At 44.8% G+C, this 21,379-nt stretch carries 15 protein-coding genes; 11 read left to right on the top strand and 4 right to left on the bottom strand.

What is annotated here, in order from left to right; all coding sequences use genetic code 11:
• Nucleotides 1-57 precede the first annotated feature (57 nt).
• From ACTD55_RS02485 to ACTD55_RS02455, 7 genes are all read left to right on the top strand, one after another.
• Complete coding sequence (locus tag ACTD55_RS02485; RefSeq protein WP_438862721.1) at nt 58-2,001, top strand: methyl-accepting chemotaxis protein; 1,944 nt, start codon at nt 58-60, stop codon at nt 1,999-2,001.
• A gap of 156 nt (nt 2,002-2,157) precedes the next feature.
• Complete coding sequence (ppk1, locus tag ACTD55_RS02480) at nt 2,158-4,230, top strand: polyphosphate kinase 1 (protein WP_438862720.1); 2,073 nt, start codon at nt 2,158-2,160, stop codon at nt 4,228-4,230.
• A 1-nt stretch (nt 4,231) separates the two neighbouring features.
• The gene (gene ppx / locus ACTD55_RS02475) at nt 4,232-5,761 is read left to right on the top strand and encodes an exopolyphosphatase (protein ID WP_438862719.1); all 1,530 of its coding nucleotides are present in this window, start codon (nt 4,232-4,234) and stop codon (nt 5,759-5,761) included.
• A gap of 346 nt (nt 5,762-6,107) precedes the next feature.
• Nucleotides 6,108-6,992, top strand: coding sequence for a kinase (locus tag ACTD55_RS02470; protein ID WP_438862718.1), 885 nt, complete (start codon nt 6,108-6,110; stop codon nt 6,990-6,992).
• Nucleotides 6,985-7,824, top strand: a complete 840-nt coding sequence (locus ACTD55_RS02465; RefSeq protein WP_438862717.1) for an HAD-IIB family hydrolase — start codon at nt 6,985-6,987, stop codon at nt 7,822-7,824. The genes ACTD55_RS02470 and ACTD55_RS02465 overlap by 8 nt, the downstream gene beginning before the upstream one ends.
• Nucleotides 7,824-9,047 carry a glycosyl transferase gene (locus tag ACTD55_RS02460; RefSeq protein WP_438862716.1) on the top strand — a complete coding sequence of 408 codons (1,224 nt, stop codon included), beginning with the start codon at nt 7,824-7,826 and terminating at the stop codon, nt 9,045-9,047. Before ACTD55_RS02465 ends, ACTD55_RS02460 begins: the two co-directional genes overlap by 1 nt.
• The gene (locus ACTD55_RS02455; RefSeq protein ID WP_438862715.1) at nt 9,047-10,801 is read left to right on the top strand and encodes a sugar phosphorylase; all 1,755 of its coding nucleotides are present in this window, start codon (nt 9,047-9,049) and stop codon (nt 10,799-10,801) included. Before ACTD55_RS02460 ends, ACTD55_RS02455 begins: the two co-directional genes overlap by 1 nt.
• A gap of 209 nt (nt 10,802-11,010) precedes the next feature.
• Here the strand turns inward: ACTD55_RS02455 and ACTD55_RS02450 are convergent, their stop codons facing one another.
• Nucleotides 11,011-13,074 carry a M13 family metallopeptidase gene (locus tag ACTD55_RS02450; RefSeq protein WP_438862714.1) on the bottom strand — a complete coding sequence of 688 codons (2,064 nt, stop codon included), beginning with the start codon at nt 13,072-13,074 and terminating at the stop codon, nt 11,011-11,013.
• A gap of 115 nt (nt 13,075-13,189) precedes the next feature.
• Here ACTD55_RS02450 and ACTD55_RS02445 point away from each other — a divergent pair, with 115 nt between their 5' ends.
• Nucleotides 13,190-13,819 (top strand): NAD-dependent epimerase/dehydratase family protein, encoded by a 630-nt coding sequence (locus tag ACTD55_RS02445; RefSeq protein ID WP_438862713.1) that lies wholly within the window; start codon nt 13,190-13,192, stop codon nt 13,817-13,819.
• Nucleotides 13,820-13,884: 65 nt separating this feature from the next.
• Here ACTD55_RS02445 and xseA read toward each other — a convergent pair whose 3' ends face one another.
• Complete coding sequence (gene xseA / locus ACTD55_RS02440) at nt 13,885-15,210, bottom strand: exodeoxyribonuclease VII large subunit (RefSeq protein ID WP_438862712.1); 1,326 nt, start codon at nt 15,208-15,210, stop codon at nt 13,885-13,887.
• A gap of 244 nt (nt 15,211-15,454) precedes the next feature.
• On the opposite strand from xseA, the gene guaB reads away from it, so the two are divergent.
• Nucleotides 15,455-16,924, top strand: a complete 1,470-nt coding sequence (guaB, locus tag ACTD55_RS02435; protein ID WP_438862711.1) for an IMP dehydrogenase — start codon at nt 15,455-15,457, stop codon at nt 16,922-16,924.
• 86 nt (nt 16,925-17,010) lie between these two features.
• Nucleotides 17,011-18,588 carry a glutamine-hydrolyzing GMP synthase gene (gene guaA / locus ACTD55_RS02430; RefSeq protein WP_438862710.1) on the top strand — a complete coding sequence of 526 codons (1,578 nt, stop codon included), beginning with the start codon at nt 17,011-17,013 and terminating at the stop codon, nt 18,586-18,588.
• A 60-nt stretch (nt 18,589-18,648) separates the two neighbouring features.
• Here the strand turns inward: guaA and ACTD55_RS02425 are convergent, their stop codons facing one another.
• Nucleotides 18,649-18,864 carry a hypothetical protein gene (locus ACTD55_RS02425; protein ID WP_438862709.1) on the bottom strand — a complete coding sequence of 72 codons (216 nt, stop codon included), beginning with the start codon at nt 18,862-18,864 and terminating at the stop codon, nt 18,649-18,651.
• A gap of 189 nt (nt 18,865-19,053) precedes the next feature.
• Between ACTD55_RS02425 and tadA the strand changes: the two genes are divergently transcribed.
• Nucleotides 19,054-19,596, top strand: a complete 543-nt coding sequence (gene tadA / locus ACTD55_RS02420; RefSeq protein WP_438862708.1) for a tRNA adenosine(34) deaminase TadA — start codon at nt 19,054-19,056, stop codon at nt 19,594-19,596.
• A 142-nt stretch (nt 19,597-19,738) separates the two neighbouring features.
• Here tadA and mltF read toward each other — a convergent pair whose 3' ends face one another.
• Nucleotides 19,739-21,214 carry a membrane-bound lytic murein transglycosylase MltF gene (gene mltF / locus ACTD55_RS02415; RefSeq protein ID WP_438862707.1) on the bottom strand — a complete coding sequence of 492 codons (1,476 nt, stop codon included), beginning with the start codon at nt 21,212-21,214 and terminating at the stop codon, nt 19,739-19,741.
• Nucleotides 21,215-21,379 lie beyond the last annotated feature (165 nt).

Genomic DNA, 21,379 nt, shown 5'->3' with positions numbered 1-21,379 from the left:
CATTGCGACGATAAGTATTAAGCTTAACGTGTTTATACTGCTGAGACCTTCCAAATTATGTTTAGTTTACGCAAACTCCAGATCAGAACCGCTGTCGCAGGAGCAATGGCGCTAGCGTTGTTCTTTACTACGTTATTTTCATCGTTAATCAATATTAGCCAGTTTTCCTCGATGTTTTACGATGTCACCGAAAATGAACATCTGCCCAATACGCTTAATCGAGTCAAAGAACAGATTATGGCCGAGTTACAGGTACCGATTACCCTGTCACAGGGAATTGCGCAAAATAATCTGGTGCAACAGTGGATAGAGTCTGGAGAAAACACTCAGCAACTGGATGATATTAAAAGCTATTTCAATCGTTTTGTGCAGGAAAATGGAGCCTTACAGGTTTTTTGGGTCTCTGCGAATAGTAATAATTACTATACCAATGATGGTTTGTTTAAAACCGTTTCAAAAACGGTTGAACGGGATAGCTGGTTTTTTGATGTCCTGCGCAAGCGCGAGGATTTGGGACTTGCCATTGACGTTGATGAGCAAAATAACAAATTGACCTTGTTCGTAAATGTTTTAGCTAAAACCCAAAGTGGAAAAGTGCTTGGTGTTGCGGGATTAGGCTATGACGTTTCCAGTATCACCAGTATGGTCAAGCAAACGCGGGTAGGGGAAAATGGCTACATGTTTTTGGTTGACCGTGACGGCTTGATCACGGCGCATCGTGATAGCCAATTACTCGACCAAAAGCTAAGTCAAATAGGAACTTACCGTAATGTCGCGGCACAAATTAGTCGTGCCAGTGGTGATTTTAATCTGTTTGAAAGTGATATCGCGGGAGACGATGTTTATTTAGCCGTGGCTGATTTGCCCCAAATTGGTTGGAAGTTGGTAACTATCCTGCCTAAAGCGGAGATCGACGATAAGGTCAATGGTGTAGTGTGGTTATCCATTGGCGTCAGCATCTTGATTGCAATCGGTTTTATTGGTTTATCTTTTATTGTTGCTCGCCAGGTCAGTGGGTCGGTGCAAGACGTTGGGGATAAATTACTGAAGATGTCTGGTGATGGTGGTGACTTGACCAAGCGACTGGATGATACCTTTGATAATGAGGTGGGTCACTTGGCCACCGGTTTTAACGCCATCATGCAGCGTTTTAGCAGTTTAGTGGTGGAAATTAAAACGGCAGAAAATGCTATCAATCAAGGTGTTGAGCATTTGAATAACTTTTCTAACCTGTCGGTGCAATATGCTCAGGATCAACGAGGTCAAACTGAACAGGTTGCGACTGCAATGAACGAAATGGGGCATACCATCGCCGAAGTGTCCTCAGTCGCGCATAAAACCGCCACCGAAACGGAGTTGGCCGTCACCGACATCCACGAAACCAACGCAGTTATTGAGCAAGTTTCCAATACGATGAACCAATTAGCCGAGTCTATGGGGCAAACCGAAACCGCTATCGCCAATCTGGCCAGTCAGGCTGAATCAATTAACTCAGTGGTTGAAGCCATTAGCAGTATTTCTGAGCAAACTAATTTGTTGGCACTTAATGCAGCCATTGAAGCGGCCCGTGCTGGTGAGCAAGGGCGTGGTTTTGCGGTGGTCGCTGATGAAGTGCGAACGCTTGCCAGTCGGACGCAGGATTCTACCACCGAGATCCGTAGTCAAATCGAACAATTGCAAAGTGCCGCTTCACACTCGCTGAGCGCTATTCGTCAGGGGGCTCAAAGCAGTATTGATTTAGCCAAACGGGCGCAGGACGCCACTCAATCACTGGCGTCGATTAAATCCAAGTTTGACAGTATTAGTGATGGTAATCATCAGGTGGCCTCGGCAACAGAAGAGCAATCGTCAGTGGTGGAGCATATTAATGAATCGGCACAAATTATTGCCGATACCGCCGCCAGTATTCATGAAAATGCCGAAAATGAGCAGCTGGAAATCAAGCAGCTCAAACAGCGTGCCGATCATATGAAAAAGATCGTTAGCCAATTTAAAGTTTAATTCAGTGCAGGTGATCTCGCCCTTATTCCATCATTCAGTTGGGATAAGGGTTTTAACTGTCATTTAATTGCAATATTTCTGTCACCTGTCATAAAAAAGACATAGATTATTGTCAGGATAACGGTAATTTTTGTTGTATCAGAATCGGTTAATACTATGACATTGCATGCATCGCCTTACTTTCCAATGGAATTAAGCTGGCTCGCCTTTAATCAGCGAGTCTTGCAAGAAGCAAGTGATGTGAACAATCCTATTATTGAGCGGATCCGTTTTTTGGGGATTTATTCCAATAATCTGGATGAGTTTTATCGCGTGCGTTTTGCCGAAGTAAAGCGCCAACTGCTGATCCAGTCGAACAATGGTGAACATCACGCTGCCCAGCAAACCAAAAACTTAATGCTGCAAATACAACGCAAGGTGGTGCAGCTCACCGAAGAGTTTGACCATATCTACAAAGACGTCATTGCCAAACTCAAGCGTTACAACATTTATGTCATAACCCATCAGGAATTAAATGAATATCAAAGTAATTGGTTAAGAGATTACTTTAAAAACAAAGTGTTGCGCCATATTTCACCGGTATTGTTACACCGTAAGGTGGATCTGGTTAAACGTCTGAATGGTTCCAGTACTTACTTATTTGTGGCGATCCATCGTAAAAATCGTTCAACTAAATACGCGACGGTGGAGGTACCCAGTCAGGCATTGTCTCGCTTTATTGTCATTCCCCCTCAACAGAGCAAAAAGCGTAAACATATTATTTTGCTCGATGACATTATAAAACTGTGTCTGGAAGATGTATTACGGGGCTTTGTTAGTTTTGATTCCTTGCAAGCCTATTCGTTTAAAATGACTCGGGATGCGGAGTATTCCATCAATGATGAAATTGATGAGAGCTTTGTCGATAAAATGTCCGACAGTATGAAACAACGCTTAAGCGCTGAGCCGGTGCGGGTTAATTACGATAGTGCGATGCCGCTGGACATGCTCACGTATCTGAAGAAAAGCTTGGCCATAGGCTCGAATGAGGGGCTGATTGGTGGTGGACCTTATCGTAATTTTAAAGATTTTATCGGCTTTCCTAATACTGGCAGAGCCTATTTAACCAATCCGAAAATGCCAGCGATTAGCACCAACGAGTTTAATCGCTTTGATACGGTATTTGATGCTATCAGCCACGGTGATATTTTATTGTATTACCCTTATCACCGTTTTCTGCACTTTACTGAATTCGTGCGTCAGGCGTCTTTTGATCCTAATGTGCGGCATATCCGCCTCAATATTTATCGGGTAGCGAATAAATCGCGGATCATCGATTCGCTGATTGATGCGGTGGATAACGGTAAAACCGTAACGGTTATCGTGGAATTACGCGCTCGCTTTGATGAACAGGCCAATATTGAATGGTCAAAGACCATGACCGATGCCGGTATCCGCGTGGTGTTGGGGATCCCTACTTTAAAAGTACACTGTAAATTGTGTGTGGTAACCCGTGAAGAAAAAGGCGAACTGGTACAATACGCGCATTTTGGTACTGGTAATTTCAACGAAAAAACCGCCAAAATTTATACCGATTACAGTCTGTTTACCCGCAATCCCGAATTGACTCAGGAAGCTGTTAATGTGTTCGATATTATTCAGGCACCTTATCGTCGGCATAAATTCCAGCACTTACAGGTTTCGCCACTGAACAGTCGAGCCAAAATTTTAGCCTTGATCCGCGAAGAAATTCAAAACAGTCGTGAAGGTAAAAGTGCCAGTATTACCCTAAAATTAAATAATCTGGTCGATCAGCAGCTTATTGATGAGTTGTATAAAGCCAGTCAGGTTGGGGTGAAAATTCGCGCCATTGTACGAGGCATGTGTTCTTTATTGCCTGCCGTGCAGGGCTTAAGTGATAATATTTTTGTAATTAGCATTGTCGATCGATTTTTGGAGCATCCACGGGTACAAGTATTTGAGAATGGCGGAGAGCATAAAATATTCATTTCTTCCGCAGACTGGATGACGCGTAATATGGATCATCGGGTGGAAGTGGCCTGTCCGGTGTATGATGAAAAACTCAAACAGCGTATTTTGCATATGCTTGAAATAGAATTTCAGGATACGCTTAAGGCTCGTGTTATTGATAAAGAACAGTCCAATCGTTATGTTCCCCGCGGTAACCGTAAGAAGTTGCGTGCCCAACAGGAAATCTATACTTACTTGAAATCACTGGAACAGGAATAATATGCCGGCCCCAGAGAGCGCGTTTACTGATATAGAAAACCGTGAATCAACCAAAGTCGCTGCACTGGATCTAGGTTCGAATAGTTTTCATCTGGTTGTGGCCCGGATAGTCGCTGATTCCGTACAAATACTGCATACCATTAAACAAAAAGTCAGATTGGCAGAAGGGCTGGACGATAATGATGTGTTATCTGATGAAGCGATTAGCCGAGGGTTGGATATTCTTGCGCTAATGGCTCAAAGCCTGACCGGGTTTAGCCCTGATAGTGTCAGGATTGTCGCAACACATACTCTGCGCAAGGCTAAAAACGCCAAAGTCTTTATCAAAGCGGCTCGTAAAATCATGCCCTATCCGGTGGAAATTATTTCTGGTATCGAAGAGGCGCGACTGATTTATTCGGGTGTCGCGCATACCAGTTATGATGATGGGCAACGACTGGTGGTAGATATTGGTGGTGGCTCAACCGAGTGTATCATCGGTGAAGGATTGGAACCCTTATTACTGCGTAGCGTGAAAATGGGCTGTGTGAGCTATACCCAACGGTTTTTTGCCAACGGTGATGTGAGTAAGAAAAGGTTTAATCGCGCGGTTACTGCGGCTCAGCAGGAATTGGAATTACTGGATAAAAAATACCGTAAATTGGGATGGCAATGCTGTATTGGCACCTCCGGTACCATTCGAACTATTCTCGATGTGGCGGCCAAATTATCCGCCAATCCGCAAAAAAGCACGATTGATCTGGCGGATTTAGCGCAAATTAGTGAACTGTGCTGCAAAGCGGATCGGGTTGAGGATATTCAGCTTGATGGCTTGGGCGAAGATCGCCAGCCTGTTTTTGTGGCGGGATTAGCAATCTTAACCGCCGTATTTAAAAGTTTTGATATTGCAGAAATGGCCTATTCCACCAGTGCGTTGCGGGAAGGCGTGATCTATGAAATGGAAGACGGTCTCGCCCGTAATGATATTCGTCAGCGCAGTGCCGAGAGTCTCGCAACTCGTTACGATGTGGATACCGAGCAGGCCCGTCGTGTGCTGGCCACCACCATGCAATTGTATGATGCATGTCAGTCTGGGTGGCAACTCGATAATAACGAATTGAAAAGCATGCTCGGTTGGGCTGCGTTGTTACATGAAGTGGGGTTGCAGATTAATTCCCGCGCAGTACAGCGTCATTCAGCTTACATATTGCAACAAGTGGAATTACCCGGTTTTAATCAGGAGCAGCAGGAGTTGCTTGCGATGCTGGCGGGAGTCCATCGTAAAAAAATTCGGCTGGCTGAATTACCAGAGCTGGATCAATATGACACAGGGCAAGTGTATAAATTGATTGCTTTACTGCGTTTAGCGGTGTTGTTAAATATCCAGCGTCAGGATGACAGCGTGCCAAAGCTTGATGTACAAAGTAAAAATTCAGTTATTAGCCTCACTTTTGCGGATCAATGGCTAGATGAACAACCCTTATTAGCCGCCGATTTAGCGCGGGAAGCCGAACAAATTCACACCCTGAAAATTGAATTGCAGTTTGAATGATTATTGCGACCGACTTGGGGCGATGATAGGTAATCTGAAACAATTGGCTCGCTAAACAACAAGCATTGCTGGCAATCGTTTGACCGCTTCATTTCTAGTGCAAACCCTCCAGTTGTTGTTACTTATTAAATAAATCAGTCATTTCATCAAGGTCAATTAGCGTAATTCGTTTGATTGGCCTTTTATATTTATACCAATTAATCGGCCTGTTGTTGTGACAGGGCATTCTGCTGTGGGGGCTTTTATCTTCTAAAGTTAAGGGGCTGGCACAAATGTTGAAACAGTCGGTATGGATGCGTTAACACAATAATAAAAAATACCCTTTAATTTACTGGAGAACCCGCAAATGTTTGCCGAATTTATCACTAAACACAGGCTAAATGATGATTTTATTGATACAGCCAAGCAGTGGTATGTCCCATTGGCTGAACAACTTGTCGTGCACCATGAAGGTGCAAAACGACCCTTTTATGTGGGACTAAATGGTTGCCAGGGCTCGGGCAAGTCCACCCTCGCTGATTTCATCCAGCAATATTTGGCCGAGAATCACGCTCTGAAAGTGGTGGTACTATCGCTGGATGACTTTTATTTAAGTCGCCAGCAACGCGCTGAATTGGCAATGAAAGTGCATCCATTGCTACAAACCCGTGGCGTACCCGGTACCCATGATATAGCAATGGCAAAACTGGTTCTTGGTCATTTAGCTGAAACCGGAACTGAAGTGGCGCTACCTAAATTTAGTAAGGCGATGGATAACCCGTTGTCGTCAATGTATTGGCCTGTGGTAAAAACACCGGTAGATATTGTCATATTCGAAGGCTGGTGTTGGGGCGTGACGGCGCAGTCTGCCAGTGAGCTTGAACAGTCGGTTAATAGTCTTGAATCAGAACAGGATGAGCGGCGTTTATGGCGCCACTATGTCAACCAGCAACTTAAGACTCATTATGAGCCGCTTTACGAGATGATGGATTACTGGTTGATGTTGCAGGCGCCTAGTTTTGATCACGTTTTTCAGTGGCGGCTGGAACAGGAGAAGAAGCTTGCCGCCAGTACTGACCCCGCAGCGCAAAGTCATATTATGACGACCCGACAAATTTGTGATTTTATCCAGCATTATCAGCGTTTGACTGAACATGGTTTGCAAACCTTGCCGGCCCGGTGTGATCAGGTGTTTAAACTGGATAAAAATCGTCAGATTATCTCACTCAATAGTAAGGAAGCTTATGCTTGAAAACCGTTATATTATTTTTACTGATTTGGACGGTTCGTTACTGGATCACGACACTTACAGCCATCAAGCTGCTGACGCTACGTTAGCTAGACTACATCAACTTAATGTACCGGTGGTACCCAATACCAGTAAAACCGCAGCTGAATTAGACGAATTGCATCAAGAACTCACCTTGGACGCGCCCTTTATTGTTGAGAATGGCGCAGCCGTGTTTATCCCACAAGGGTATTTTCCCCAGCAACCCGATAATACTGAAAGCTATCAACAGTATTGGGTTAAAACCTTTAGTAAAGAGCGACAGCACTGGTTAACGCTGTTAGCGAAAGTGGAATCTGATTTTGCCGGCTTATTTGAACATTTTGCCACCATGAGTGTGCAGCGTATTTGTGACACCACCGGCTTATCGGTTCAACAAGCTGAGCAGGCGGCAGAACGTCATTTTAGTGAGCCGGTGTTATGGCATGGCGATGAACAACAGCGTGAAGCGTTTATCGATGCCTTAGTGGCATTAGGCGCCGATCCGTTGCAGGGCGGACGCTTTATTCATGTTTCTGGTGAATGTAATAAAGGCATAGCCATGCAGTGGTTGGTAGAGGAGTTTAGCCGTCAGGGTGAAGGCGATGTGCAGTATAAATCCATTGCCATCGGGGATAGCCATAACGATATTGCCATGTTGGAGATGGCCAATATCGCAGTAAGAATACTCTCTCCAGTACAACCACTCCCTCAGTTGGCTCGAATACAACACCTTTTTACCAGCACATTACCCGGCCCTGAGGGCTGGAGTGAGTGTATCGAAATTATTATGCAGCAATATTTTAGGAGTAAATAATGGCGGATTTTTATCAAAATGGGGTGGTAACCACCTTACATAATCTGGCCGAACGGCCGGTCGCAGAGTTGGAACAGGAATTGGTTCAGTTTGCTGAGAAACGTCCGATGGCATTGATCTTACCGTCGTTATTTTCCGAGTTGGAAGGTGAGGCGCTACCCAATATTGTAAATCATTTATGTGATGTGCCTTATCTGTCGCAGATTGTGGTGGGATTGGATCGAGCCAGTGAAGATCAGTACCGGCATGCCCTGAAGTTTTTTGACAAATTTCCGCAGGAACATCGTATTTTGTGGAATGACGGCCCACGTTTAAAAGCGCTGGATGCCGAGCTTGCCGATTTGGAATTGGCGCCCAGAGAACTAGGGAAGGGGCGTAATGTGTGGTATTGCATGGGCTATATTTTGGCTTCCGGTAAAGCGGAATCAGTGGCCTTACACGATTGTGACATTTTGACCTATAACCGTGAATTATTAGCCAGACTGATTTACCCGGTTGCGCACCCCAATTTTAACTATGAGTTTTGTAAAGGTTTCTACGCGCGGGTGGCCGATGGCAAGATGAATGGTCGCGTATCACGTTTGCTGGTCACGCCATTACTTAGAGCGCTGAAATCTATTGTTGGTCACAGCCCTTATCTGGAATTTATGGACAGTTTTCGTTATCCATTGGCGGGTGAGTTTTCCTTTCGACGTGATGTACTAAATGACATTCGTATTCCCAGTGATTGGGGACTGGAAATCGGGGTTCTGTCGGAAATGTACCGTAACTATGCCAGTAACCGTTTGTGTCAGGTGGATATTGCTAAAACTTACGATCACAAGCATCAGGAATTGTCTTTGGATGATCAGGCAGCCGGCTTATCCAAAATGTCGATTGATATTACCAAGGCGTTGTTACGCAAACTGGCAACTCAGGGACAAACCTTTAGTAGTGAAACTTTCCGCTCACTCAAGGCAACGTACTTTCGCATTGCATTGGACTTTGTTGAAACTTATCACAACGATGCGGTGATGAACGGGTTAAAACTGGATATTCATAATGAAGAAAAAGCGGTTGAAATGTTTGCCCGAAATATTATGACTGCCGGGCAAAATTTTTTGGAAAACCCGATGGATCGTCCTTTTATTCCTAGTTGGAATAGGGTGGTAAGTGCGATGCCGGACGTTCTTGAACGACTTAAAGAAGCCGTTGAACTGGATTACCAACAATATAAGGAATAATGATGGAGCCGCTCGTTCAGTTACAGGAAAGTGTATTGCATCATTTAGCAGTGATTTATGCCGGTGTGGAAACGGCGGAATCGCTGGAGCAGATTGGAACTAAATTACTGGCCGAAATGAGGTTGGATTCTGCCCAATCTTTGCGGCCAATTGTGCCTCATCAAAACCACTGGGATCAGCATGACGTCGTATTGATTACCTATGGTGACAGTATTGAACAAGATGGCGAGAAACCGTTACAAACCTTACATCGTTTTATGAATGAGCGCTGTAAAGCGGTGATCAATAGCGTGCATATCTTACCGTTTTTTCCTTATAGTTCCGATGATGGTTTTTCGGTGATTGATTATTCCAGTGTGAATGAGGCTTTAGGGAACTGGCAGCATATTGGCGCGATTGCTGATGACTACCGATTAATGTCGGATTTGGTGATTAACCATTGTTCATCGCGCAGTGCCTGGTTTGATAACTTTATTAAAGGTGAAGGTCAGGGCAGTGATTTTTTCTATACCGCGTCACCGGATGATGATTTGTCCACCGTGGTCAGACCGAGAACTTCAGCGTTATTGCGTGAAACGCCTACATCCAAAGGTGTACAGCATGTATGGTGTACTTTTAGTCATGATCAGGTGGATTTTGATTTCCGTAATCCGCAAGTGCTGCTGACGTTTGTATCAATTATTCGTCAATATCTGGATAACGGCGTGCGTTTGTTTCGGCTCGATGCGGTGGCGTTTTTATGGAAGCAACTAGGTACGCCCTGTATCAATCTGGAACAAACTCATGAAGTGGTACGTTTGTTACGTACCTTAATTGAGCATGCCCAGCCGGACGCGGTCATTATTACCGAAACCAATATTCCCAATCGTGAAAATCTGGCTTATTTCGGTAATGCCAATGAAGCTCATGCCATCTATAACTTTTCGTTACCGCCATTGCTGCTTAACACCTTGATTACCGGCAATTGCCAGTATTTAAAAAATTGGATGATGAGTATGCCTCCGGCACAAAATGGCACGACCTATTTCAATTTTATTGCCTCACATGATGGTATTGGATTGCGACCCGCGGAAGGGTTACTGGATGAGCTGGAACTTAATACCTTGCTAACCACCATGCAGCAGTTTGGTGGTCGGGTATCCTGGCGGGTGGCGGATAATGGGCAGCAAAAGCCTTATGAGATCAACATCGCACTATTTGATGCCCTACAGGGAACCGTAAAAGGCACCGATAAGTGGGGACTGGATCGCTTTGTTTGTGCTCATGCCATTATGTTTGGGCTGGAAGGTATTCCTGGATTGTATATTCATAGTTTACTTGGCACCGGTAACGATCTCGAACGGGTGAACAATACTAATCAGAACCGTTCTATTAACCGCCATCGCTGGGATTATAATTTGCTTGATGAGGAGCTGGATTCGCCACATAGCCAGCATCATAAGGTGCATCAGCGGTTATCAGCATTACTGGAATTACGGATTAAGCAACCAGCATTTCATCCTAACGCCACCCAGTTTACCTTGCAGTTAGGCGAACAGCTATTTGGTTATTGGCGGCAAAGTATTGACCGCCGTCAGAGTATCTTTTGTATTAGCAATATTACCGATACGCCGCAGTTGCTGAGATTGTCAGATGTAAACTTGATTGGTACCGACCATTGGATGGACTTGATTAGCGGGTTGGAATTTAATGATTCGATGATGGAGCTGGAAGTGCAGCCTTATCAAACGTTATGGATCACCAATATCAAATAGGATCATTATGGAAGTGTTTAAGGTTGTGCAAAATAATGTCCCGATAACCTTAAACGCTTATTCCATCAATGAGGCTAAAATTCATCCAGGTGCCGGATCGGGAAAAGCCTATTTATCGCATTGGTGGGATAAAATGAAACACTATTAAATTGAATTGGATGTATGGGGATAACCCAGCGATTATTGTTAATACTGATAGTTATTTTACTTTACCAGATTTTGACTCTGTTTTCTGGCGCTATCCACATCCCATCGCCTTCTTTCACGCCGAATGCTAAATAGAATTCGGGAATATTGCGGTAAACGCCATTGACCCGATATTTTAGCGGTGCATGGGGATCGGAGGTGAGTTGGCTGACAGTAGATTCATGTTTATATTTGCCCTTACGCGACATCGCATAACCCAAGAAAAAGCGTTGCGGTCCGGTAAAACCATCGATTATGGGCGGAAGCTGGTTGTTTAAACTGCGCAGATAGGCTTTATAAGCGATTGCTACACCGGATAAGTCACCAATATTTTCACCCAAAGTGAGCTGACCATTGACCTGCATTCCTTCCAATGGCGAGTATTGATTATATTGCTTAACCAATTGGGCGGTGCGCTGTTCAAAAGCTTGCTTATCTTCAGCGGTCCACCAATCCCGCAAATTACCATTGGCATCGTATTGACTACCAGCGTCATCAAAGGCGTGGCTGATTTCATGACCTATCACCGACCCGATGGCCCCATAGTTAATGGCATCGTCAGCATCGGGTTGAAATAGCGGCGGTTGCAATCGCGCGGCAGGAAATACGATTTCATTTTGGGTTGGATCATAGTAGGCGTTGACGGTTTGGGGGGTCATAAACCATTCATTCTTATCTATTTGTTTACCTATTTTATTGATCTCACGATTATATTCGAATGCCCTAATGCGCTTGATATTGCCCAGATGATCGTCTTTAACAATGATTAGCTCGGAATAGTCACGCCAATGTTCGGGATAGCCAATTTTACTGGTGAGCTTGGCTAATTTGAGCTTTGCCGATACTTTGGTTTGCTCATTCATCCATTCCAGTTGATCGATACTGGTATAAAATGACGCCAGTATATTGCTGACGAGTTGTTGCATTTCTTTTTTAGCCGTGACGGGAAAGCGTTGTTCCACATAAAGTTTACCGACCACTTCACCTAACGCGCTGTTGACCAGATTAATACCCCGCTTCCAGCGAGGCTGTTGCTTGTTTTGCCCATACAGTTTGTTACCCATAAAATTAAAATTGCTGTCATCGATGGCTTGAGGCAGATAAGGCGCATAGCTGCGGATTAGGTTATAAATCAGGTAATCTTTCCAGACATTCAGATCGGTATCGCTAATCAGCTTATCGATGGCTTGAAAATAACTGGGTTGGGTGACAATGACCTGTTCGATATTGACCAGACCAAGCGCGTTAAATAAGCTTGGCCAATCAATATTGTGGCCTATTTCGGATAATTGACTGAGGGTATAGGTGTTATAGGTTTTGGCATTATTGCGATTATCCACTTTGCTCCAATGGGATGTGGCGATAGATAGCTCTAACTGATAAACCGCTTGAGCCCTTTGTGCCGTCATAGTTGGCTCAACAAAGGTATTCATGGTTTGAATAAATTGGGGTAGGGCCTCGCGTATTGCAGCAAAAGTCGGATTGGTTTGATTGATGTAGTAATCCCTGTCAGGCAAGGTTAATCCATCTTGGCTCAAATAAACCGCATATTCAGTGTTATTTTTAAGATTGGGATGGATATAAAAGCCAAAAGGAACGTCGATGCGATTGCGGATAAATTCGGCCCACATAGCCAGCAGTTGAGCTTGATTGCTAATTTGCCTAATGCGCTCAATATCTTGTTGTAACGGTTGTAATCCGCGTTCTTCGATGGCTTTTTTATCCATCCACGAGTTAAATAAATCGGCCACTTTCTGGGTTTCGGTACCGCTTATATTGTCCGATTTAGCCGCCTGTTCAATAATATTACGCAGGGTTTTTTCCGCTTCATCATACACTTCGTTATAAATGGTATAGCCAGAACTGGCGTCGGGGATGGTGGTTTTGTTTAACCAGTTGCCGTTGGCAAACTGATAAAAGTCATCTTGCGGACGGGTATCGCGATCAATGGCGTTTAGATCCACTCCTGAACGAGCGGGCACAGGCGCTATCACCTGTGCTGGAACGGCTTGTTGGGCATTGATACCCGCAGCAAATATGCTCACCAAAAGGGCTGATAATAGTCCAGTACTACGTATATTGATCAATCGCTATTTATCCAGAATGACTTAAAACTGCGTAATATAGCAAGTGATTGCTTGCGGTTTCCGCTGTAATATCCAAAGTAGATATTAAGCCAATGACGTTAGTATGACAAACAACATGATAACAGACCATCAAGCGCTGGTATTGGGAGCCTCTGGCTTGGTTGGACAGCAGCTAGTGCAGCAATTGTTACTTGATCCTCGTTATACTCAGGTAACGTGTTTGGTTCGACAAACTATTACTAAAGCAACGTGGCAAGACCCGCGTCAGTGTTTACAGCAGAAAGAAATTGATTTTACCCAACTTGCGGATTGTTGCGAGTTATTCGAGCATCGACATATCTACGTGTGTTTAGGGACCACGATCAAACAGGCTAAAACTCGCCAGGCATTTCGTCAGGTTGATTTTGATTATGTCTACCAGTCAGCGCAAATCGCGGCACAAGCTAACGCAGTCAGTTTTGTATGGATTTCATCAGTGGGAGCCAATGCCAGTAGTCATAATTTCTATTTGCGGGTCAAAGGTGAGCTGGAACAGGCAATTGCCCAGATAGAAGGACTGACGGTGGCCAATTACGTTCGTCCTTCCTTGCTATTGGGGCATCGACCAACCACCCGTTTATTGGAAAGTCTCGGTATTGCCGTGTTCAGGATGTTGTCAGTGCTGATGTTGGGACCCCTTGCCAAGTATAGGCCAATACCAGCGGCCGACGTGGCCAGCCAAATGATAATGCTGCAAAAGTTTTAATCATTAAGCAGCGCGCGACGCGTTTCGCGCTGCAACAATCTGATTGAGATTACTCGCTGTGGAATTTACTCCACCGTACTAATGACTTCACCATCAACAAAACGGCTGGTGAGTTTGTCTCCACTTTTCAGGGTTTCTTTACTTTTCACTACATGCCCCTCATGCAAACTTATACTGTAACCACGGGCTAAGGTGGTTAACGGACTTAAGGTGTTGAGCAAGTGACTGGATTCTGCCAGAGCTTGCTTTTTATTGTGTACTAATTGACGCAATGTGCCGTGTAAACTTTGTTGAGCGTGGGTTAACTGGCGCTTTGCCAACTCCAGATGATGAGCTGGGGATTGGCGATGGAGCTCACTTTGCGCCTGTTGAAAGCGAACTGATTTTTGATGCACGAGCTTTTCCATTACATTAATCAAATTTAATTGCAGATGATCAACTCGCTGCGCCTGTTGTTTAAGCTTATTACTGGGGTGGTGGCGTTGCAGGTTATGATTTAAAAGTTGTAATTGATGATGTTTGGTCTTTAATTGCTGTTGCAGATTTCGCAGTAGCTGAGCTAACCCTCGATCAATTTTCTGTGCTAGTTGTCGTTGATCCTGACTGATCAATTCTGCGGCCGCAGAGGGGGTTGCTGCTCGTAAGTCGGCCACAAAATCGGCAATCGTGACATCTACTTCATGACCGACGGCACTGATTACCGGCAAATATGAGGCAAAAATCGCTCGGGCAACGGCTTCTTCATTAAAGCACCATAGATCTTCCAGTGAGCCACCACCCCGACCAACCAGTAAAACATCGACTTCTTGACGCTGATTGGCTGTTTGAATGGCTTGTACAATTTGTTGAGTGGCAGACTGCCCCTGAACCTGACTGGGATAGATAATCACTTCGGTCAGAGGGCTACGACGTTTGAGTACGGTCAAAATATCGTGAAGTGCCGCGCCAGAGGACGAGGTAATCACGCCCACCCGTTTGATAGAATCTGGCAACGCTTGTTTATATTGTTGGGCAAAAAGACCTTCTGCTGCCAAGCGATTTTTTAACTGTTCAAATTGTTGTTTAAGTTGACCTTCACCGCCCAGCTCCATATGTTCCACGATCAGTTGATAATCACCGCGAGGTTCATACAAGCTGATATTGGCGCGTACGAGTACTTGCTCGCCTTCTTTGGGAATCATTTTAATATAGCGATTATTCCCCTTAAACATGGCAGCGCGGATCTGCGCTTTAGGATCCTTTAAGGTGAAGTACCAATGACCTGAACTGGCTTTAACAAAATTGGATATTTCAGCGGCAACCCAGATAGTGCCGATCTCACTTTCAAGAATGGTGCGAGAGAGTCGATTAAGCTTACTGATGGTAAAAATATTCTGTTGGGGAGCTGCCATTGAGTCAATCGCCTGTTTTAATGACTATATCCTTCATCCTTGAAATTGCACGTTTGTTGGTTGCACTCATTCACCCCAATCTCTTAGTAAACTAAGCCGATCAGCGCTCATTCATTTGCCGTTGTCGCGCACTTCCAATTATTTTGGGTATAAATCGTTGGATAATGATGATTTAAGTTTACCTGAATCGCTAAACCCGCTACAATCCCGCCGCAACAAATTCCCCATTCAGAGATGTCGTTGCATGTTGCGAATAGCCAAAGAAGCCCTTACTTTTGATGATGTATTGTTAGTGCCAGGTCACTCTACAATACTACCCCATACCGCCAATTTAAAAACCCGCATAACTCGTAAAGTTGAGCTTAATTTGCCTATGGTATCCGCGGCAATGGATACTGTGACAGAAGCCCGTTTAGCGATTGCCTTAGCCCAAGAAGGTGGCATGGGCTTTATCCATAAAAATATGACAGCCCAGCAACAAGCCGAGCATGTGCGACAGGTTAAAAAATACGAAACCGGTGTTGTATCTGATCCGGTCACGGTTTTTCCAGAAGCGACAATTGGTGAAGTGAATGCATTAAGCCAGCGTCTAGGCTATTCCGGTTTTCCGGTGGTTAATAAAGATAATGATTTGGTTGGTATTGTTACCGGTCGTGATTTGCGTTTTGAAAACAAAAAAGATTTACCGGTCACCAAAGTGATGACACATATTGATGATCTGGTCACCGTAAAAGAAGGGGCACCTTCCGAGCAAGTCATGGAGTTAATGCACGAAAATCGGATTGAAAAAATCCTGGTGGTGGACGACAGCTTTAAATTAAAAGGTTTAATTACCGTCAAAGACTTTAAAAAAGCCGAAAGCAAACCGAATGCCTGTAAAGATGAATTAGGTCGCTTACGTGTTGGTGCTGCGGTTGGCGTTGGCGCGGGTACTGATGAGCGGATTAAGCTATTAGTTGAAGCGGGTGTTGATGTGTTGCTGGTCGATACTTCTCATGGCCACTCTCAAGGCGTGATTGACCGGGTTAAATGGGTTCGCCAAAACTTCCCTGATGTTCAATTAATTGCCGGTAACGTTGCCACTGGTGAAGGGGCTTTAGCCTTGGCTGATGCCGGTGTGGATGCCGTTAAAGTGGGGATAGGTCCCGGTTCTATTTGTACCACCCGTATCGTAACAGGTTGTGGTGTGCCACAAATCACGGCTATTTCGGATGCTGTTGAAGCATTAAAAGACCGTGATATCCCCGTAATTGCTGATGGGGGTATTCGCTTCTCCGGTGATATTTCCAAAGCGTTGGCTGCCGGTGCGAGCTGCGTGATGGTTGGCAGTATGTTAGCCGGTACCGAAGAAGCGCCCGGTGAAGTGGAATTGTTTCAAGGCCGCTATTATAAATCTTATCGTGGTATGGGATCGTTGGGCGCCATGAATCAAAGTCATGGTTCGTCTGATCGCTATTTCCAGGACAGCAATGATGCCGAAAAACTGGTGCCGGAAGGAATTGAAGGGCGAGTAGCGTATAAAGGCCCTATTGCCAATATTATTCATCAGCAAGTCGGTGGTATTCGCTCTGCAATGGGGTTAACCGGTTGTGCCACTATTGACGAAATGCGCACTAAACCGCAGTTTGTTAAAGTGACCTCAGCGGGGATGGGGGAATCCCATGTGCACGATGTGACGATTACTAAAGAAGCGCCTAATTACCGTTTAGGTTGATCGCTAAGCCAGTTTTGGCGGTAAATATTATTATTCGAGGCTGGTCTGCACCAGCCTTTTATTTTTAAGTTCATCTGGATACTGACATGACCACAAATATTCATGCTCAACGCATACTTATACTTGATTTTGGCTCTCAATATACCCAACTGATCGCACGTCGCGTGCGGGAAATTGGCGTTTATTGTGAATTATGGGCATGGGATGTGACCGAAGCGCAAATTCGTGAATTTAATCCTGACGGGATTATCTTGTCGGGTGGTCCTGAGTCAGTGACTGAAGCAGGTTCACCACGCGCACCTGAATATGTATTTAACGCTGGCGTACCGGTATTGGGCGTTTGCTATGGTATGCAAACCATGGCGGAGCAATTGGGGGGTAAGGTTCAAGGTTCAGATATGCGCGAGTTTGGTTATGCCAAAGTCGAAGTTGTTGAACCGGTTACCCTGTTTGAAAATATTGAAGATCATATTGGCCAAAATGGTAATGCATTGCTTGATGTATGGATGAGCCATGGTGATAAAGTGATCGAAATTCCCGAAGGTTTTACCACTGTGGCTAAAACCGATAGTTGTCCTCATGCCGCTATGGTTAATTTGGATAAACGCTTTTACGGTATTCAATTTCATCCTGAAGTGACTCATACCCGTCAGGGCATGCGTATGTTGTCGCATTTTGTGATGGATATATGTGGCTGTGAGAAGTTATGGACGCCAGCATCGATTATTGAAGATGCGATTGAAAAAATTAAAGCCAAAGTGGGCAGTGATGAAGTTATCCTTGGTTTATCCGGTGGGGTAGATTCATCTGTGGTGGCGATGTTATTGCATCGGGCCATCGGTACTCAGCTGACTTGTGTATTTGTGGACAATGGCTTGCTGCGATTGAATGAAGGCCAGCAGGTAATGGATATGTTTGGCGATCACTTTGGTTTGAATATTATCAAAGTGGATGCTGAACAGCGTTTTCTTGATGCACTTGCCGGTGAAGCGGATCCCGAAGCAAAACGTAAAATAATCGGTCGTGTATTTGTAGAAGTGTTTGATGAAGAATCGAAAAAACTGGCTAATGCCAAATGGCTGGCGCAAGGCACGATTTACCCGGATGTAATTGAGTCGGCGGGCTCCGCGACCGGGAAAGCTCACGTGATTAAATCTCATCATAATGTGGGCGGTTTGCCAGAAGATATGCTGATGGGGTTAGTTGAACCGTTGCGTGAACTGTTTAAAGACGAAGTGCGGAAAATTGGTCTGGAGCTGGGGTTACCTTACGATATGCTTTATCGTCATCCGTTCCCGGGACCAGGCCTTGGTGTGCGTGTGCTGGGCGAAGTGAAAAAAGAATATTGTGACTTGCTACGTCGCGCAGATGCCATTTTTATTGAAGAACTCCACGCCGCTGATTTATATCATAAAGTGAGTCAGGCCTTTACCGTATTCTTGCCGGTGCGTTCGGTAGGGGTAATGGGCGATGCACGCAAATATGATTGGGTTGTCAGCCTGCGTGCAGTGGAAACCATTGATTTCATGACTGCCATCTGGGCACATTTACCCTATGAATTTTTGGGCAAGGTCTCAAATCGCATTATCAACGAAATCGACGGAATCTCTCGCGTCGTTTACGATATTTCCGGTAAGCCACCCGCAACCATTGAGTGGGAATAAATAGCCGCTTGTGGTAACGAATAAAGGCGCTGTTTAGCGCCTTCATTTTTTGATTGGAGATTAATCTTTTAAGGTATCAAACTGCTTTTTTAGATCATAATTTTCATCAGTAACTATTTTTTCCAGCGTTTCGACACGCTCTTTTAATGCATTAATTTGTTGTTCAAGCCCATCGTTGGGTTGGCTACTTGAGGGATTTTTCTTTTTAGCCTGTTTGATAATTTCGGCCACACCGAAAAAGACGATGGCGACGATAGCAATAGCGGTTAAATTCATGTTTGTTCCTTTTAAATTTATTATTTGTTGATGATATTAAGATAAGCAATAAATCGACCAATATATATTTTTTATATAAAACAATCAGTTAGTTTGTTTTTGTGTGTTTTTATTCATTTATAGATAGTTATTTTTACCAATATTTTGTGTAATTCACCAATAAATATTAATCAGGTAGGCGAGTAGGATATGACTGAGACGTCACAGAGGATTAGCGACCGTGACTGGATGCAATATGCGCTAACGTTAGCCAATAAAGCGGCAGGACAGGGGGAAATTCCAGTTGGCGCGATTGTCGTTAAGGACAATCAGATCATTGGCGAGGGCTGGAATCAGTCCATTGATCAGCACGACCCGTCTGCGCATGCCGAAATGCAGGCTATTCGGCAGGCAGGGCAAGCGCTGCAAAATTACCGAATGCCGGGTACCACCTTATATGTCACGTTGGAGCCTTGCCCAATGTGTGCCGGGTTATTGGTGCATAGCCGAATTGAGCGTTTAGTCTTTGGTGCTGCAGATGCCAAAACAGGCTGTGCCGGCAGTATTATGGATTTGCTTAGGCATGAGAAATTGAATCATCAGGTTGAGGTAACCGCAGGAGTATTGGCGACAGAATGCGGAGAAATGTTATCAGCCTTTTTTCGTCAGCGGCGGGCGGAGAAAAAGGCCGCTAAAAAAGATCAATTGTCAGTTGATTTGTCCTGCTCAGACGACAATTCCTCTGCGGACTGAGCAGATTGACTAAAAAATTCGCGGTTATGAAAAAATTGTCGGCGTAAATTGATTTTTCGATGTGCCCGCTTTAACGCTAGTCTGCGGTGATTATTTGATTTGAATCGTCGTACCATCGTATTTAAACCTCGGGATAAATGACTTAATCCGCGCTAGCAACGGGCAAACTGTCCGGTTGCGCTGCGTCGTCTTGTTGTGGCAATTGTTCTTGTTGTTCCTGCTGCTTTTTTAGTGCCTGTTCAGCAAGGCGCTGTTCTTCCAGCCATACCAGCGTATCATAATAACGCCGGATGTTTGCCACATAGTTGGTTGCTTCATTGCCCCGCGCGTAGCCGTATTTAGTGGTTTTATAATATTTTTTCTGGCGCAGTAACGGTAGGCGTTGTTTTACATCCACCCATAAATCCGGATTGCCACCTTGTTTTTCGGTTAAGATCCTTGCATCTTCAACATGCCCCCAACCAACATTGTATGCGGCTAATGCAAACCAGGTGCGATCTGGCTCCTGAATCCGTTGCGGGATACGATCAATCAGATGTTGAACGTATTTGGCCCCCCCCTGAATACTCTGCTTTGGATCGAGTCGAGATTTGATGCCTAAATCCTGTGCGGTCGCCAACGTCAGCATCATTAAGCCACGAACCCCAGTGGCTGAGCGGGCTCGTTTATTCCAGTGACTTTCCTGATAGCTCATCGCAGCTAATAATCGCCAGTCAATATTGCCCGAGTACTGCTCAAACCAGTCTCGATATTGGGGTAACGTGTCTTCCACCGCACTGATAAACATACGGGTATCCACATAGTTAAATTGCTGTACATGACCATAATATTTGTCTTCTAGGGCGACTAAGCGACCATCGGACTGGATCTGGCCGAAATAATCTATCATCGCGGCAATCAGCGAATCATCAACACTTTGGCTTAATAGCCAGGCAATTTGCTGTTCCTCTCCCAGGGTAAAGGCAATACTCAGCTCCGGGTGACGGCGTCGGATGACCGATAATATATTGGAATCAGCGACGGTGTAGTCCAGTTGTCCATCCAGCACCAGTTCTAGCAACTCGGCTTCGTCATTTTCATTGGTTTCTTGCCATTGTAAATCGGGATGTTCAGCCTTTTCCTGTTGCAATATTTCGGCATGACTACTGCTGGCCACGACACTGAGGGTACCATCGAGTTCATCAATGCTTTTCGGCCATTTCTGCCCCTGTTTGAATACCAGTTTTTGACTAATATGCTGATAAGCTGGGCCAAAGCGGAAATGTTCAGCACGATTAGGGGTAATAGCTAACCCTGCTGCGACTAAATCGAGGTGACGCGATTGTAATTTAGGGAATAACTCGTCCAAATTGTAATAAGGGAATACTTCCAGCTGCACGCCTAAATAGTCGGCAAAGCCAGCTACCAGTTCATATTCAAATCCCTGTGGGCCCTCGGCACCGTGATAATAAGTGGTTTGGCCATAACGAGTACCGACTTTCAGCACGCCTTGTTGCAGAATTTTTTGTACAGTATTGGGTTCTGTTTTGGGCTGACAGGAAAATAGCAGTGTTAAAGCACAGATAAACAGCGCTTTGTTAGCCCAATGTTTATAGGGGAGGTGACGGTTGATTCCCATTATTACTCAATTAATCCTGACATCTGATAGCCATTGTGACGTGAATGGCTGATAACTTCCAGCCAATTTATCATAGGCATAATTCAAATTAATAGGGAAATAATGCTGCATATTGAGGTTATTCGGAGTGCTCATGAGCTGGCACTGAGGCACGCTTTAAGTGTA

It is taken from the genome of Neptunicella sp., from assembly GCF_048268085.1.
GTDB lineage: Bacteria > Pseudomonadota > Gammaproteobacteria > Enterobacterales > Alteromonadaceae > Neptunicella.
Note: the sequence above shows the minus strand (reverse complement) of the source record. Positions and strands in the feature narration are given on the sequence as shown.